The organism is Lysobacter changpingensis (assembly GCF_017308985.1).
GTDB classification, from domain to species: domain Bacteria; phylum Pseudomonadota; class Gammaproteobacteria; order Xanthomonadales; family Xanthomonadaceae; genus Lysobacter_J; species Lysobacter_J changpingensis.
In genome coordinates this window covers 230190-245799 of the sequence record NZ_JADWPE010000007.1, presented here as the reverse complement: position 1 = coordinate 245799, position 15610 = coordinate 230190, and the positions used below count along the sequence as shown (strand labels likewise).

The following is a 15610-nucleotide window of genomic DNA, read 5'->3' as shown; positions in this document are numbered from 1 at the left end:
GGTGGAGATGGGTGAAGTCCACGGCGCCGGCGAGCCTGGCTGCTTGTTACCGGCGCTGCGCGCCGCGCCCCCCCACCCGACCTCCCCCTGCAAGAAGGGGTAGGAGTAAACGGCGATGGACAGCATCTCCCCCGACATCGCCCACCACGCCGCCCTCGACGCCCGCATGGTCGAGGCCGTGAAGGACATCCGGCTGCTCGCGCTGGTGAGCTGGCCGGCGGGGCAGGAGGCGCATTTCCTCGCCGATTACGCCCGCGGCGTGGTGAATCTGCCGCATCCGGAATACCCGAAGCTCGACTTCAGCCTGGCGCGCGCCGAGCTGGACGCGATCACCCGCCAGGCCGATCCCGCGCATCCGCTGGGCGCATATCTGGTCGAATCGGCCCGCAGCTGGTCCATCGCCGCATCGCTGTGCGAGAACCTGGGCACCGCGACGGTCGGCGACCGCTCGATCCAGCTGTTCGGCCGCCCCGACGAATGCCTGCCCGGCGAGGGCCCGACCACCCGCGACGCCGCGCGGCACTTCATTTCCATCGCGGACGAACTCGACCACGAGCTGATGGCGCCGGCCGAGAAGGTCACCATCTCGGCCACCGCGCTGCAGTTGCAGCTGCAGCGCGAACTGGACGACTACTTCGACGGCCGCATGATCGACGTCGTGCTCGATCCGGACCTGATCGCCAAGGCCGCCGCCGGCGCCACGCGCATCCGCCTGCGCTTCGGCGCGGCCTTCAGCGATTACGACCGCCACCAGCTCGTCCAGCACGAGGCCTTCGTGCATTCGCTCACCGCGCTCAACGGCCGCCAGCAGCCGGTGTTGCCGAGCCTGGCGCTGTCCTCGCCGCGCATCACCGCGACCCAGGAAGGGCTGGCGACCTTCGCCGAGCAGATCACCGGCAGCATCGACATCGGCCGCATGAAGCGCATCAGCCTGCGCATCGAAGCGGTGGCGATGGCGCTGGACGGCGCGGATTTCATCGAGGTGTTCCGCTATTTCCTCGACGCCGGCCAGACGCCGGAGGACGGCTTCGCCTCGGCGCAGCGCGTGTTCCGCGGGGTGCCGACCACCGGCGGCAGCGCCTTCACCAAGGACATCGTCTACCTGCGCGGCCTGTTGGGCGTGCACACCTTCTTCCGCTGGGCCCTGCGCGAACGCAAGCTGCAACTGTGCCGGTGGCTGTTCGCCGGCAAGATGACCCTGGCCGACGTGCAGCGCTTCGAGCCCCTGTTCGCCGCCGGCGTCCTGAAGCCCGCGCGCTGGCTCCCGCAGTGGGTCGCGCGCGCGAACGGCCTGGCCGGGATGCTCGCGTTCTCGCTGTTCGCCAACCGCATCCGCCTCGACAGGATCGTCGCCGACGGCCACGTGCCGGACCTGTAGAACGGCGATTCCGGGCGTCCGTCGCGCTTCCGCCATACCGTGCCGTCCTCGGCCAAGGTGTTAAACGGCTAGAATCACCGGCCCGCCCGTGGTTTCCGCCCTGATGTCCGAACAATCGCCGTCCGCCAACGAGCTCAAGCAAGCCGCGCTCGATTACCACCGCCTCAGCCCCCACGGGAAGATCAAGGTCGCCGCGACCAAGCCGATGGTGACCCAGCGCGACCTCGCCCTGGCGTACTCGCCCGGCGTGGCCTTCGCCTGCGAGGCGATCGTGGAGGACCCCAACCGCGCCAGCGAACTCACCGCGCGCGGCAACCTGGTGGCGGTGATCAGCAACGGCACGGCCGTGCTGGGCCTGGGCGACATCGGCCCGCTCGCCGGCAAGCCGGTGATGGAAGGCAAGGGCGTCCTGTTCCAGAAGTTCGCCGGCATCGACGTGTTCGACATCGAGATCGACGAGCGCGACCCCGACAAGCTGGTCGACATCATCGCGTCGCTGGAACCGACCTTCGGCGGCATCAACCTGGAAGACATCAAGGCACCGGAGTGCTTCATCGTCGAGCGCAAGCTGCGCGAGCGGATGAAGATCCCGGTGTTCCACGACGACCAGCACGGCACGGCGATCATCGTCGGCGCCGCGGTGCTCAACGCGCTGGAAGTGGTCGGCAAGAAGATCGAGGACGTGAAGCTCGCCACCACCGGCGCCGGCGCGGCGGGCATCGCCTGCCTGGACATGCTGGTGGCGCTGGGCCTGAAGAAGGAAAACATCATCGCGTTCGACCGCGATGGCGTGATCTACGCGGGCCGCGAACACCTTGATCCCGACAAGGCGCGCTACGCCAGCAACACGAGCGCGCGCACGCTGGCGGAAATCGTCAACGGTGCGGACGTGTTCCTGGGCCTGTCGGCCGGCGGCATCCTGAAGCCGGAAATGGTCGCGACGATGGCCGACCGTCCGGTGATCCTCGCGCTGGCCAATCCGTATCCGGAAATCCTCCCCGAGGACGCGAAGGCCGTGCGTCCGGACTGCATCATCGCGACCGGCCGTTCGGACTACCCGAACCAGGTCAACAACGCGCTGTGCTTCCCGTACATCTTCCGCGGCGCGCTGGACGTGGGCGCCACCGGCATCAACGAGGCGATGAAGCTCGCCTGCGTGCGCGCGATCGCGCAGCTGGCGCGCGAGGAGTCGGCGGACCTCGGCGCGGCCTACGGCGGTGAAGCGCCTGAATTCGGCCCGGAATACCTGATCCCGCGCCCGTTCGATCCGCGCCTGCTGGTGGAACTCGCACCGGCCGTCGCGCGTGCGGCGATGGAATCCGGCGTCGCCACGCGTCCCATCGAGGACATGCGCGCGTACGAGGAAAAGCTCGGCACCTTCATCTACCGCACGGGCCTGGTGATGAAGCCCGTGTACGACCGCGCGCGCAGCGACCTCAAGCGCGTGGTCTACGCCGAGGGCGAAGAGGAAACCGTGCTGCGCGCCGTGCAGACGGTGATCGACGAGCGGCTCGCCTTCCCGATCCTGATCGGCCGTCCGGACGTCATCGACACGCGCATCAGGCGCCTCGGCCTGCGCATGCGCGCGGGCGTGGATTTCGAGCTGACCAACATCAACGACGACCCGCGCTTCAACGACTACTGGCAGCAGTACCACGCGCTGACCGAACGTCGCGGCGTGTCGCCGGCGGCGGCGAAGAACCTGCTGCGTTCGCGCCCGACGCTGATCGCCGCGCTGATGGTCGAACGCGGCGAAGCCGACGCGATGATCTGCGGCCTGGTCGGTCGCTTCCACAAGAAGCTCGGTTACCTCCGCAGCGTGTTCGATTTCGACCGCGGCGTGACCGGCACCGCCGCGATGACCGGCGTCATCAACGACCAGGGCGTGTGGTTCTTCCTCGACACGCACGTGCAGTGCGATCCGACCGCCGAGCAGATCGCCGAGGCCACGCTGCAGGCGTCGTTCCGGCTGAAGCTGTTCGGCATCGAGCCGAAGGTCGCGCTGCTCTCGCACAGCAACTTCGGCAGCCACGACAACGCGTCGGCGGCGAAGATGCGCAAGGTGTTCCAGCTGATCAAGCAGCGCGTGCCGAAGCTCGAAGTCGACGGCGAAATGCAGGCCGACACCGCGTGGGACGAGGAACTGCGCCACCGTATCTTCCCGAACACGCTGCTCAAGGGCCGCGCGAACCTGTTCGTGATGCCGAACCTGGACGCGGCGAACATCACCTACAACATGGTGCGCGTGATGACCGAAGGCGTGGCGATCGGTCCGATCCTGATGGGTCTGGACAAGCCGGCGCACATCCTCACCGCCGCCTCGACGCCGCGTCGCGTGGTGAACATGACGGCGATCGCGGCAGTGGACGCGCAGATCCGCGCGTCGCTTTCGTCGTCGGGGATCTGACGCCGGGTCGCCGGCCGAGCGCCGGCGGCCGAAGGTAGTGCGGCACTTGTAGCCCGGGCAAGCGAAGCGCACCCGGGGTCGGGCCGCCTCAGCGCAGGCTCCCCGGGTGCGCTTCGCTTGCCCGGGCTACACCAGCATCGTGCGGGTCCGGAGTACGGACCGGCAAATCACGCCCCCATCAACCCGCCGCCCATCTTCCCCGGCAGCGAATTGTCGCCGCCATCGTCCTGATCGTCCTGAGCCGCCGGATCGCGTTCCGCATCCGCGTCGGCATCGAGTTCGCCGACCTCCGGATTCATCCCGCCGCTCGGCACGCTTTCCACGCGCGTCAGCCCTTCTTCCTGCGAAGACGCTTCCTCCAGTTCGGTCGGACGACGCCCGAGTTCGTCGCGCTCGGGCTGACGGCCCACGCCGCTGCGCGTATCGCCCTTGTGCTTGTCGGTGAGCTGCTTCATGCCGCGTTCCTCGATGGAGACACACTCAGGCTAGGCCGCGAAGCGTGAGGCGGCAGTCGATGTGGACGCAGGCCAGTGACGGCATATCGCAGACCACCTCGTTCATCGTGGTGAACACGCCGCGTCCGCCATGGCGTCAGGAACTCAGAACCCGAAGAACAGCGGCACCAGCGCCACCGTCACCAGCAGGACGAGCAGCGCCAGCGGCGTGCCGACGCGGACGAAATCGACGAAGCGGTAGCCGCCCGGACCGACCACGAGCGCGTTGACCGGCGAGGACACCGGCGTCATGAACGCCGTGGAGGCGGCCAGCGCGACGGTCATCGCGAACGCCTGCGGCGAGGCGTCGAGGTGTTCGGCCAATGCGAGCGCGACGGGCGCCATCAACACCGCGACGGCGGTGTTGGAGATGAACATCCCCAGCACCGCGGTAACCGCGAACAGCGCCGCCAGCACCACGCGGGGACGCGCCTCGCCCACCACGTCGAGCAGCGCCGCGGAGGCCAGGTCGATGCCGCCGGTGCGCTGCAATGCGATGGAGAAGGGCAGCACGCCCACGATCAGCACCAGGCTCGGCCAGTGGATGGCGCGATAGGCGCTGCGCAGGTCGATGCAGCCGAACGCGCCCATCAGCAGGCATCCGAGCAGCGCCGCGTGCACGTTGGCGATCACGCCGGAGACCATCAGCGCGATGGTCAGCAGCAGCGTGGCGAGCGCCAGCGGCGCGCGCGATGCGGCGGGGGCCACGTCGTCGAACTCCGCCGGCATCCCCAGCAGGATGAGGCGGCTCGGCCCCGAACCGAGCGCGCGGATCGTCGCCCACGGCCCCGCGACCAGCAGCGTGTCGCCGACCTCGAACGGCTGGTCGCCCACGTCGCGCACCTCGGCGGTGCGGCCATGCTTGAGGCCGATCACCGCCAGCTCATGACGGGTGCGCAGCCGCGCCTGCCGCGCGGTCGCGCCGACCAGCGGCGAGTTCGCCGGGATCATCAACTCGGCCATGCCGATGTCGTTCGCGTAGCCGGAGAAATAGCTGCCCGCCAGCGGCAGCGGCTCCAGCCGCAGCCGATGGAACAGCGCGATCGCATCGATGCCCGCATCGTGCACGTCCAGCAGCAGCGCGTTGCCCGCGTCCACGCGCGCGCCCATCGGCGAGGCGAGCGACGTGCGCCCGAAGTGCCCGGCCTGTTCGACGGCGAGCACCAGCAGGCCCTGCAATTCGTCGCTTTCCAGTTCCGACGCCGCGCGCCCGGCCAGCGGCGAATCGTCCAGCACGCGTACGCGGTATGCGCGGCCGGCGAGGCGGTAATCGTGGATCCAGTTGGCGATGCGTGGCTGCCCGGGAACGTCCTGCGTCGCCGTCGCGCCCGCGAGCCAACGCCGTGCGATCAGCATGTAGCCGATCGCGACGACCAGCACCGGCACGCCGAAGGGCGTGAAGTCGAAGAACGCGAAGCCTTCGTAGCCTTCGCGGATCAACTCGCCGTGCACGACCAGGTTGGGCGCGGTGGCGACCAGCGACATCATGCCGCTGACCAGCGCGGCGGCGCTGAGCGGCATCATCAGGCGCGCGGGCGCGATGCCGCTGCCGCGCGCGATGCGCAGCACCACGGGAATGAAGATGGCCACCACGCCGGTCGAACTCATCACCGATCCGACCAGCGCCACCACCGTCATCAACGCGACGATCAACCGCGTTTCGCTGGCGCCGGCATGGCGCACGATCATCTCGCCCAGCCGCTGCGCCACGCCGGTGCGCACCAGTCCCTCGCCGATCACGAACAGCAGCGCGATCAGCACGATGTTGGGATCGGCGAAGCCGGCGATCGCCTCGGTGATGTCGATGGCGCCGGTGAACGGCAACGCCGCCATCATCAGCAGCGCCACCACGTCGGTGCGCGGACGCCCCAGCGAGAACATCGCGATGGCGCCCGCCAGCAACAACAGGACCAGCTGTAGTTCCGTGGACATCGGTCGTGACCGGACGCCTTCGCGGCGGCCACTATAGGTGCCGGCCCGTCAGCGTCGCCTTCACGCCGCACCCACGGAGAATGTTTCAGCCGCCGGCGCCGTGCCACCCCAGGCCGATGGTGAAACCGCGGCCAGCGCCCGGTTCGAAGAACCGCGCGTTGCCTTCGTTGACGATCACCGAACCGACGTAATCGCGATCGAACACGTTGTCCACGCGCGCGAAGCCGTGCCAGCCCGACGCGCCCGCCCGCCACTGCAGGCGCAGCGCGAACGTCGCGTAGCCCGGCGAGGCATCGGTGTTGCGATCGTCGGTGGGGACGCCGTCGCTCGCGCGCATCTCGACCGCGGCGCTGGTGCGGCCGTCGCGCGTGTTCCAGGCCAGTTCCGCGTAACCGTCCGCGCGCGGGATCGCCGGAATGCGATTGCCCGCTTCCACGAATTGCACCCGCTCCTCGCCGCCGCTCAGCACGGTGTACGAAAAGCCTTCCGTGAATCGCGCGCGCAGGAAGTTCGCCGTCAGCGCGTACGACCACTGCGGATGGAAGCGGCCGTCGAAGCCCGCCTCGATGCCCTCGCGGCGCGTGCGGCCGGCGTTGGCGAAGCTCGCGCGGCCACCGCGATTGTCGGCCGGCACGATCTCGTCCTCGCCCTCGATGCGATACACCGACACGCTCGCGCTGGCCGATGCGAAGCGCCAGCGCGCACCGATTTCGGCGGTGTCGAACTGCGCCGGTTCCAGCGCCGTGTTGAAGCCCGCGCTGCCGTCGGGGCGATACGCGAGTTCCGTCACCGTCGGCGTTTCGAAGCCGTGGCCCAGGCTGGCGAACACTTCGCCCTCGCCGAACGCGCGCGACACGCCCAGCGCCGCCGCGGTTTCGCCGTAATCGAGCGAACCACTGTCGTCGCCGTTGCCGGGCGCGATGTAGTGATCGTCCGATTCGAACCGCAGTTTCGATCGCCGCACCGCGCCGAGCACGGTCCAGTCCTGCGCCGGCCGCCATTCGCCGAGCGCGAACGCCTCGGTGCTGCGGATGCGGTTGTCCTCGTCGCGACGCAGACGGCCGCGCACGCCGAGTTCGTCGCCGACGAAGTTCTCGTAGCCGCGCCGCTGCTCGTGCAGCCAGCCGGCTTCCATGCCGAGCGTCAGCGCGCCGCGCCCGAAATCCCAGCGATGCCCCGCATCGACGCCGCTCGATCGGCGCCCCAGGTCGATCACGCCGCCCGCGCTGCTCGGCGCCAGCTGCGCCACGATCGGAATGGACAGGAACTGCACCACGTCGCGCGCGACGCCGTAGCCGCCGATCCAGTATTCGCGGCCCTGCGCGTACTCGTCTTCCCAGCGCGCACCGACCTGCGCGTTGTCGATCTTCTTGCGCGTGTCGAAGGTTTCGGCGACGGCGGCGGTGCCGTGCGGATCGCGCTCCCACTGTTCGCGCGTGAGGCCCAGCGGATCGTCGGTGTACGGCTGGCCCAGCGCGCCGGCGACGAGGCGCAGGCGTGCGTGGTCGTTCGGCGTGTACTGCGCGACGGCGTCCAGCTGCGAGCGCTCGGCCGCGCTGTGCGGGCGGTCGCCGTCGGTGGTGAACCAGCTGCCGAGCGCACGCCAGCGCCAGGCCTCATCGTTGCTTGCGCCTTCGAAACCCGCCGCCAACCGCGCGCTGGAATTCGACCCGATCCAGCCGTCCACCTGCGTCGAACGCCCATCGAAGGCCGTTTCGCCGATGATCGCCCCGCCCGCCGCGTTGCCGTATTGCAGCGCGAGCGGGCCGCGCAGCACCTGGATGCGGTCGAGCGCGCTCAGCGGAAAGCTCGCCGCCTGCCCCTGGCCGTCGAGCGCGGAGGAGGGAATGCCGTCGACGATCAGCTTCATCCCGCGGATACCGAAGGTCGATCGCGCACCGAAGCCGCGGCTCTGCACCTGCAGGTCCTGCGCGTAGTTCTGGCGATCGAGCACGGTGATGCCGGGCGCGCGCACCAGCGATTCGGCCAGCGACACCTGCCGCTGCCCCGCGCGCAGCGTGTCGCCGTCGATGACGCTGATGGAACCGGGGAAATCCGACAGCGAATGCCGCGTGCCGAGCACTTCGACCGTATCTAGCGTGGTGGCCGTCTGCGCGGCGGCGGGAAGATGAACGAGCACGGCCGTCAGCGCGAGGGCGAGCGTGGTCGCGGCCGGTTCGCGCCGCTTGCGCCGTGAAATGACGCACACGGCCGCCTCGCTAGGGTGTCGGCCGGAATCGTTCGGGTGGGGTGGGGTCATGAAGGTCGCAGTCCGCGCATTGCTCGTTTCCGCCATTGTGGCCGTGCCGATCGTCATCTCCGCGCAAACGAGCGCGCCTCCGCAGCCCGTGCCGGCGGTGCCGCCCGATCCGGCAACGTCGTCCGTGGTGCCGGTCGCACCGCCGCCTGCCGCGCCACCGGTGGACGATCCCCTGCCGATGGACCTGGACGGCGACGGCGTGGTCACCGCCGCCGAACACGCCGCCGGTGCACGCGCGCTGTTCGAGCACATGGATGCCGACCACGACGGCCGGGTGACGCGCGAGGAGATGGCCAACTTCCAGCGACAGGTGCTGGGAGCGGCGATTCCGCCGGTGAGGTAGCGGCAAGGCGGCGGGGTTCAGGCCCGTACCCCAGATGCGCGCGACGCCCGTGTAGCCCGGGTAAGCGAAGCGCACCCGGGGAGCCCGTATCGCATCAGGTGGTCGTAACCGCATCGGCAGGGTTCCGGTGCTCCAACCTGGGAGCGGCGATTCCGCCGGTGAGGTAGCGGCAAGGCGGCGGGATCCAGGCCCGTACCCCAGATGCGCGCGACGCCCTTGACGCCCTTGTAGCCCGGGTAAGCGAAGCGCACCCGGGGAGCCCGTATCGCATCAGCGGTCGTAACCGCATCGGCAGGGTTCCGGTGCTCCAAGCCGGGTGCGCTGCGCTTACCCGGGCTACAACGGCTACAAAGCCCGTTCCATCCTCGCCCCCGACATCCGCCCCCGTACGCAACCCCGCGCCGCCATTCGCCTTTCGTCGCAACGCAGCGGGCCAGAAGCGGGGTCCGGTGAGCCGGGTCCGGCTGTTAGAATCGATGCTCTAACCCGTCCCCACACGAGGCGCGGCCAATAGGGGCCGCGATACGCATGACGTCTCTCCACGCTGTCATCAACGACCTGATCCAGAACGACCCGGACCCGACCGAAACCCGCGAGTGGATCGAGTCCGTCCAGGCCGTCATCGAGCGCGACGGCGCCGAACGCGCCCACCAGCTGCTCGAAGGCATGGTCGAGGTCACGCGCCGCGCCGGCGCGCACCTGCCGTTCTCGCCGACCACCGAATACATCAACACCATTCCCGCGCACCTGGAGGCCAAGAGCCCCGGCGACCACGCGATGGAATGGCGCATCCGCTCGATCATCCGCTGGAACGCGCTCGCCATGGTCGTGCGCGCAAACCGCAAGCCGGGCGAACTCGGCGGCCACATCGCCTCGTTCGCCTCGGCCGCCACCCTCTATGACGTGGGCTTCAACCACTTCTGGCGCGGTCCGGAAGGCGACCACCCGGGCGACATCATCGGCGTCCAGGGCCACAGCTCGCCGGGCATCTACGCCCGTTCGTTCCTGGAAGGCCGCATCAGCGAATCCCAGCTCGACAACTTCCGCATGGAAGTCGACGGCCGCGGCATCTCGTCGTACCCGCACCCGTGGCTGATGCCCGACTACTGGCAGGTGCCGACCGTCTCGATGGGCTTGGGCCCGCTGGCCGCCATCTACCAGGCGCGCAACTGGAAGTACCTGGAAGGCCGCGGCCTGCTGCCCAAGAGCGACCGCAAGGTGTGGGCGTTCCTCGGCGACGGCGAGACGGACGAACCCGAATCGCTCGGCGCCATCTCGGTGGCCGGCCGCGAAGGCCTGGACAACCTGGTCTTCGTCATCAACTGCAACCTGCAGCGCCTGGATGGCCCGGTGCGCGGCAACGGCAAGATCATCCAGGAACTGGAAGGCCAGTTCCGCGGCGCCGGCTGGAACGTCATCAAGACCATCTGGGGCAGCTACTGGGATCCGCTCCTGGCGCGCGACACCAGCGGCAAGCTGCGCCAGCTGATGATGGAAACCGTCGACGGCGAATACCAGAACTGCAAGGCCTTCGGCGGCAAGTACACGCGCGAGAACTTCTTCGGCAAGTACCCCGAAACCGCGCAGCTGGTGGCGAACCTGTCCGACGACGACATCTGGCGCCTCAACCGCGGCGGCCACGACCCGCACAAGGTCTACGCCGCGTACCACGAAGCGGTGAACACCAAGGGCATGCCGACCGTGATCCTCGCCAAGACGGTGAAGGGCTACGGCATGGGCGCGGCCGGCGAGTCGCTCAACCCCACGCACCAGACCAAGAAGCTCGACGACGAAGCCGTCCGCATCTTCCGCGACCGCTTCAACATCCCGGTGACCGACGCGCAGCTGGCCGACGGCAAGGTGCCGTTCTTCCACCCGGGCGAGAAGTCGCCTGAAATCGAGTACATGCACGAGCGCCGCAAGCAGCTCGGCGGCTACCTCCCGCAGCGCCGCCGCAAGAGCAGCCAGACTCTGGAAGTGCCCAAGCTCGAAGCCTTCGATCGCCTGCTCAAGAGCACCGGCGATCGCGAGATCAGCACCACGATGTCGTTCGTGCAGTCGCTCAACATCATCCTGCGCGACAAGCAGGTCGGCCCGCGCTGCGTGCCGATCGTCGCCGACGAAGCGCGCACCTTCGGCATGGAAGGCCTGTTCCGCCAGATCGGCATCTACGCGCCGCACGGCCAGAAGTACAAGCCGGTCGATCGCGACCAGCTGATGTACTACCGCGAAGACGCGGCCGGCCAGGTGCTGGAAGAAGGCATCACCGAAGCCGGTGCGTTCACCAGCTGGATGGCCGCGGCCACCAGCTACAGCACCAACGACCTGCCGATGCTGCCGTTCTACATCTACTACTCGATGTTCGGCTTCCAGCGCATCGGCGACAGCGCGTGGCAGGCGGCCGACATGCGCGCGCGCGGCTTCCTGCTGGGCGCCACCGCCGGCCGCACCACGCTCAACGGCGAAGGCCTGCAGCACGAAGACGGCCACAGCCACCTGCTGGCCAGCGCCATCCCGAACTGCCGCAGCTACGACCCGACCTTCGGCTTCGAAGTCGCGGTGATCCTGCAGCACGGCATGCAGCGCATGCTCACCGAGCAGCAGGACGAGTACTACTACCTCACCCTGATGAACGAGAACTACAGCCACCCGGACATGCCCGAGGGCGCGGCCGAAGGCATCATCAAGGGCATGTACCTGCTCAAGGACGCCGGCAAGGCGAAGAAGGGCGAACTGCGCGTGCAGCTCATGGGCAGCGGCACCATCCTGCGCGAAGCCATCGCCGCGGCCGAACTGCTGGACAAGGACTTCGGCGTCACCGCGGACATCTGGTCCTGCCCGAGCTTCACGGAACTCGCGCGCGACGGCGAAGACGCCGTGCGCTGGAACCGTCTCAACCCGGAAGGCGAACAGCGCAAGCCGTACGTCACCCAGTTGCTGGAAGGCCGCAACGGGCCGGCGATCGCCGCCACCGACTACGTGCGCACCTTCGCCAACCAGATCCGCGAGTTCGTCCCCACGCGCTACACCGTGCTGGGCACCGACGGCTTCGGCCGCAGCGACACCCGCGAAAACCTGCGCCGCCACTTCGAGGTGGACCGCTTCCATATCGCGCACGCGGCGATTGCGGCGCTGGCGGCGGAAGGGAAGATGACGGGGAAGGATGTGGCTCGGGCTATCAAGCAGTACAAGATTGATTCGGAGAAGCCGAATCCGTTGGGTGTGTAAGGCGTTTTCGATAAATCGGCGAAGCAATGACAAGGGGCGACCGGAAGGTCGCCCTTTTTTTGTCCGCACTCAGTCCGTAGCCCAACTCAAATGCGACGCAGTGACGCGATTCGTTAAAAAGTCAGACCGATCGCGCAATGCGATCAGATGGAATCCGACGACTGAGATCAACCTTTCTTCATGCAACGCTCTTGGCGAGCCATGTGGTTATGAAACTCACAGTGAGGCGAGAGACGTGCCCTTACCCGATTGGCTTGGCCCGCACACCCTTACGATCCTGTGCACATATCAGTGCACGGCTGCGTGCAAGCAATGTTGTTTCGAATCAAGCCCCGCGATTAAAGGGCGCCTTAGTAAAGAAACAATCATCGCGCGGATTGCCGAGGCGAAGGCCTCCTTTACCAGCCTGAAGGTCGTTGTCTTCAGTGGTGGCGAAGCGCCGCACCTCCGCGTTCACGGTCTCCACGGAGATGGGGCCCAGTTGTGAGACGATGCGCCGCACGGTGTTGGTGTGGTTTTGCATGTTCGCGACCGTCCACTCGGTTTCGTGGCGCACGATCAGGCGGGAAACGCGATCGGCCAGGTAACGGTTGCGCAGGGCGCGGTCGAGTTCCTCCTCGCTGAGCTGGCCGTCGCCGTTGCGGTCGATCAGCGCGTGCAGCGCCTGGAAGAACGGGCTGTCCGGCGGACGCGGTTCCTCGCCGCGCAGGTGACGGGCGTAGGCGTCCGCGTCCCGGTGGCGGAAGCCGTCGAACGTGGAGGCTTCGCCGTGCGTTTCGAAGCCCGGCCACTCCCAGGGCGATACGAGACGACCGTCCTCCTCGATCCAGCCGGTCGCGCTGCCGTTGATCGTGTCCAGCGTGACCTTGCGCCAACGCTTGCCGTCGACGGTGCGCGATTCCAGCCCCGCGACGCGCAGGATCTGCCGCTGCTTCACCGTCACGGTGCCGCCCGTGTCGCGCTCCATCGTGTCGCCTTCGAGCAGGAGGAGCAGGGTGCGTTCGTTCTCCGGCACGTGCTCCTTCGCCCAGCTACGGCTGGCGGTGAGATAGGCGGGAACGTCGTCGCCGCTGAACACTTCCAGGTGCAGCAGGCGGCGCGTGACCGGCGTTCCGGCGATGGGGTACGCGTAGGCGGGCACGTCCTCGCCGATGTGGGCGATGACGTAGCCCTGCCGCAGGGGCACGGGCTGCGGCAGTACGACGATGCGGTCGGTCGCGTCGGGTTTCCGTTCGCCGTCGCGTTCGGGCCACCATGCGGGGCGCTTCCAGTCCGCGTGCCGGCGGTAATCGCCTTCGGACGCAACGTGCATGTAGAGGCTGTAGAGCGTCAGTACCGGCGCGGACGGTACGGGAGGGCGCTGGCGCTCGGCCTGGTTCTCCGCGTACGCGGCCGTTCGTTCCGGATCGATGCTGTCGCCGCGATACACGCGGGTGCTGATGATCTCCTTGAACCCGAACCAGCCGCGCAGCCCGGTGCCGGCCGCGCGGTCGATCGCCAGCCATGTACGGCTCACCCATGCTTCGCGCGGCAGCTTCGGGTCGAGGGTGTCGACCACGCGCACGGACGTGTTCTCGCCGGGCGAGTACGGGCCGATTTCCACGATCAGCGGCGTGCCGTGGCGCAGCCAGGCGATGCGCTCGCGACCCTGCGGATCGCCGAAGAGCCATGTGCCCCAGTCGTCGGCCTCCGCACCCGGGCGCGTCATCGGCGGAGGTTTGGGCGGCTGCGCGGGCGTGGGCGCCTGGAGCCGGTGCCGCACCAGCACGAAGCCGACGGAGTACGGACGCAGCGTGGCGCCATCGCCAACCGCGCCGGGCGTGGCGTCGTGGTAGTCGCCGTCGATGCGGTACGCGACAACTTCGCCGTCGGCGAGGCAGCGGATGCCCTTGTCGAGGGTCAGGTGCGCCTTGCACGCGGAGGTCAGGTGCACGCCGCCGTGGAAGAACCCGGAGGCGCCGAGCAGGTAATGCCCGCCCTGCGCCGGCACGAGCGCTCCGAGGAAGGCGTGCGGGTCGGTGATCTCCCGGTCCTGTTTGTCCTTGAACGGATAGCCGAAGCGCGACGTGGCGATCGGCCTGGGTGACATGGGCGCGTTCATCAGCTTCGGATCCGTGAAGTCGAAGGTGACTCGAACGCTCGCGATCCTGCTGCGTCGCGTCCATCAGAAAGGTCCGAAAGCGAGGAGTGGCCTGTGGGGTGGGCCGACGCGGAAGTTGCGATGTCGCGCGCCAACCCGCCAACATCCATGCGCACACCGGGCGCTGACGCGCGCGCATCGCACGCCTCCCTTACGAACGGAACATGCCAGAATCACCCCGCCCCTCGCGGGGCCGCCGTTCGCGGCGGAATGCGAGGGGTGATGCACGACAGGGGGTTCGTCTTCGATGCGGTGGCGCGACATGCGCCGGCATCGCCGTGCCCGAAGGAACGTTTCATCCACAAGGGGAGGATGCATGAGGGGTGTCGTGAAGTTCATGGGGATGCCGTCGCTGGTGTTCGCCATCGCCTCGGCCGGCGGGCCGGCACACGCCGCACCGCCACGCGTGCCGGAGGTCGTATCGGCCAGCACGCTGGAGGTCACGCAGTTCCACGGCGCGGTGGATCCCACGCGCATGTTCGTGGACCGGTATTCGATGCTCGGCGCCGCGGTGGGGCGCGAATGCGGTGTCACGGAGTTTCCCGCGCCGCCGGGATCCAGCACCGACCAGAAAGGCGTCGTCAACGCATTGGCGGCACCCGCAGCGGTGGCCGGCGGCGTGCTCGTCGACTGGCTTGCGGGTCTGGCCATCAAGTACCTGAGCAAGCGTGCGGCCGAGCAGGTCAAGGAGCACACCGCCGGTTACAGCAACAAGCCCGAGTTCGGCGACGTGTTCGCCGCATCGAAATGGAGCGGCGACGGAACGCGGAGCTGCGTCATCGCGCAGCGCTGGTACTGCACGCAACAGGTCGACGCGCTGGCGCGGTGTCCTGCGGGCAGCGTCGAACTGGCTTCGACGATGGTCTTCGTGCTGCGTCGTGAAGACGGCGCCTTGAAGGCGCTGCCATTGGGCTACGACTTCGACCGTTTCGTGCCGCGCCATTCGAAGGGCGCGCTCGCCTTCTCCGCAGGATTATCCGTCCAGGCCATCGGTTCGCAGAACGGCGCCGGCTATTACTGGACCAGCAAGCGGGACGGCAAGGAAGCCGTGCTGATCGACGACGACTGCGAAGTCGATTCCAAGCGCAAGCCGGTCGGATCCTGCGCGCACGTGGAAACGCTTGACTGGTCGAAGGCCGCGGCCCTGCCGATGCCACCATATCTGCCCGAGGGCAGTGGCGGTTCGATGGCCGCACTGGAGGTAACCGTCGGCGAAGCAGGGCGCGCCGACATGCTGACCAAGGCGTGGGCGTCCTTCACCGCCGCCAGCGAGGAGAGCCTGTCCGAAGCGATGAGCAGCGCGCTGAAGAAGCAGTGGAAGCTGGGCGAGGAAGAATGATCGCGTTCGCGTAGGAGTGGAAATCCAGAACCCGGGCCGGGCGTGCCTGGCACGCCCGGTTTCGCCGGGGGCTGCGCGCCGGCGCGGCC

At 68.3% G+C, this 15610-nt stretch carries 9 protein-coding genes; 5 read left to right on the top strand and 4 right to left on the bottom strand.

Annotated features, from left to right (window positions below):
* Positions 1-115 precede the first annotated feature (115 nt).
* Together I4U41_RS16960 and I4U41_RS16955 are read left to right on the top strand one after the other, a co-directional pair.
* Complete coding sequence (locus I4U41_RS16960) at positions 116-1378, top strand: flavohemoglobin expression-modulating QEGLA motif protein (RefSeq protein ID WP_206862343.1); 1263 nt, start codon at positions 116-118, stop codon at positions 1376-1378.
* A gap of 103 nt (positions 1379-1481) precedes the next feature.
* Entirely contained in the window at positions 1482-3785 is a 2304-nt protein-coding gene (locus tag I4U41_RS16955) for an NADP-dependent malic enzyme (RefSeq protein WP_206862342.1), read from the top strand.
* A 167-nt stretch (positions 3786-3952) separates the two neighbouring features.
* Here the strand turns inward: I4U41_RS16955 and I4U41_RS16950 are convergent, their stop codons facing one another.
* From I4U41_RS16950 to I4U41_RS16940, 3 genes are all read right to left on the bottom strand, one after another.
* Complete coding sequence (locus I4U41_RS16950; RefSeq protein ID WP_206862341.1) at positions 3953-4240, bottom strand: hypothetical protein; 288 nt, start codon at positions 4238-4240, stop codon at positions 3953-3955.
* A gap of 144 nt (positions 4241-4384) precedes the next feature.
* Positions 4385-6211, bottom strand: a complete 1827-nt coding sequence (locus I4U41_RS16945; protein ID WP_206862340.1) for an SLC13 family permease — start codon at positions 6209-6211, stop codon at positions 4385-4387.
* An 85-nt stretch (positions 6212-6296) separates the two neighbouring features.
* Positions 6297-8420 (bottom strand): TonB-dependent receptor domain-containing protein, encoded by a 2124-nt coding sequence (locus I4U41_RS16940; RefSeq protein WP_206862339.1) that lies wholly within the window; start codon positions 8418-8420, stop codon positions 6297-6299.
* A gap of 49 nt (positions 8421-8469) precedes the next feature.
* Here I4U41_RS16940 and I4U41_RS16935 point away from each other — a divergent pair, with 49 nt between their 5' ends.
* Together I4U41_RS16935 and aceE are read left to right on the top strand one after the other, a co-directional pair.
* The gene (locus I4U41_RS16935; protein ID WP_206862338.1) at positions 8470-8814 is read left to right on the top strand and encodes an EF-hand domain-containing protein; all 345 of its coding nucleotides are present in this window, start codon (positions 8470-8472) and stop codon (positions 8812-8814) included.
* Between the two features lie 528 nt (positions 8815-9342).
* Positions 9343-12042, top strand: coding sequence for a pyruvate dehydrogenase (acetyl-transferring), homodimeric type (aceE, locus tag I4U41_RS16930; RefSeq protein ID WP_206862337.1), 2700 nt, complete (start codon positions 9343-9345; stop codon positions 12040-12042).
* A gap of 325 nt (positions 12043-12367) precedes the next feature.
* Here the strand turns inward: aceE and I4U41_RS16925 are convergent, their stop codons facing one another.
* Positions 12368-14143, bottom strand: coding sequence for an EF-hand domain-containing protein (locus I4U41_RS16925; protein WP_206862336.1), 1776 nt, complete (start codon positions 14141-14143; stop codon positions 12368-12370).
* A gap of 355 nt (positions 14144-14498) precedes the next feature.
* Between I4U41_RS16925 and I4U41_RS16920 the strand changes: the two genes are divergently transcribed.
* Positions 14499-15521 (top strand): hypothetical protein, encoded by a 1023-nt coding sequence (locus tag I4U41_RS16920; protein ID WP_206862335.1) that lies wholly within the window; start codon positions 14499-14501, stop codon positions 15519-15521.
* Positions 15522-15610: the final 89 nt, after the last annotated feature.

What these genes read in the sequence shown, in the direction of transcription:
- I4U41_RS16945 (WP_206862340.1), bottom strand. Translation starts at nt 6,211, where the DNA reads ATGTCCACGGAACTACAGCTGGTCCTGTTGTTGCTGGCGGGCGCCATC.
- I4U41_RS16950 (WP_206862341.1), bottom strand. Translation starts at nt 4,240, where the DNA reads ATGAAGCAGCTCACCGACAAGCACAAGGGCGATACGCGCAGCGGCGTG.
- I4U41_RS16920 (WP_206862335.1), top strand. Translation starts at nt 14,499, where the DNA reads ATGAGGGGTGTCGTGAAGTTCATGGGGATGCCGTCGCTGGTGTTCGCC.
- I4U41_RS16955 (WP_206862342.1), top strand. Translation starts at nt 1,482, where the DNA reads ATGTCCGAACAATCGCCGTCCGCCAACGAGCTCAAGCAAGCCGCGCTC.
- aceE (WP_206862337.1), top strand. Translation starts at nt 9,343, where the DNA reads ATGACGTCTCTCCACGCTGTCATCAACGACCTGATCCAGAACGACCCG.
- I4U41_RS16925 (WP_206862336.1), bottom strand. Translation starts at nt 14,143, where the DNA reads ATGAACGCGCCCATGTCACCCAGGCCGATCGCCACGTCGCGCTTCGGC.
- I4U41_RS16935 (WP_206862338.1), top strand. Translation starts at nt 8,470, where the DNA reads ATGAAGGTCGCAGTCCGCGCATTGCTCGTTTCCGCCATTGTGGCCGTG.
- I4U41_RS16960 (WP_206862343.1), top strand. Translation starts at nt 116, where the DNA reads ATGGACAGCATCTCCCCCGACATCGCCCACCACGCCGCCCTCGACGCC.